Below are 590 nucleotides of genomic sequence, written 5' to 3'. Positions count from 1 at the left end.
GCCATGCAGCCAAGATGCGTTGCCCCTTCCAGCGTGCGCCAGGCGGAATAACCGTCACTCATCACGATGCCGCGGTAATCGCCCAAGAAGGTCTGCGGGTGTATCTGGCCGCGACCCGGCTGATAATCGAGCAGCACGATCGGCTCGTCACTGTCGTGGCCGCTCCGGTATGCCCACATGTACGAGGTGCTGGTGGCCTCTCTGTCCATTTCCTTCAGCACCTGGACCGTGGTCTCGTCGCCATGGATGAGGGGCTGCGATCTGAGCCGCAGCTTCAGCACGTCATAGATGCGGGCGAGATGCTTTTCGCTCGAGCCGATCACCCAGTGACCCAGAGCGCCACGGCTGACAGGAACGCCCGCGCGCTCGAAGGCCTGCGCCAGGCGGTAGAGCGGTGTGCCGTCGACGTATTTGTGAACGAGCGCGAAGGCCAGCGTCGAGGCCGTGGCGATGCTGCCCGGCAAGGGTTGCGCGGGCATCGGCGCGGTCACGACCGGCGTGTTGATGCCGGTACGGTCGCAATGACGGCAAGCATATTTGAACCGCACATTCTGCAGGACCTTCGCCTTCACCTCGATATGAAGTTGCTC

1 protein-coding gene is annotated in these 590 nt (G+C 63.1%); it reads right to left on the bottom strand.

All coding sequences use genetic code 11. From position 1 onward, the window contains the following. Positions 1-590: IS66 family transposase (gene tnpC, locus NKI08_RS34625; RefSeq protein ID WP_352776021.1), on the bottom strand; the 590-nt coding region annotated here is incomplete at both ends.

This window comes from Mesorhizobium sp. M0768, assembly GCF_040320195.1.
GTDB lineage: Bacteria > Pseudomonadota > Alphaproteobacteria > Rhizobiales > Rhizobiaceae > Mesorhizobium.
This window is presented reverse-complemented; position numbering and strand designations above follow the sequence as displayed.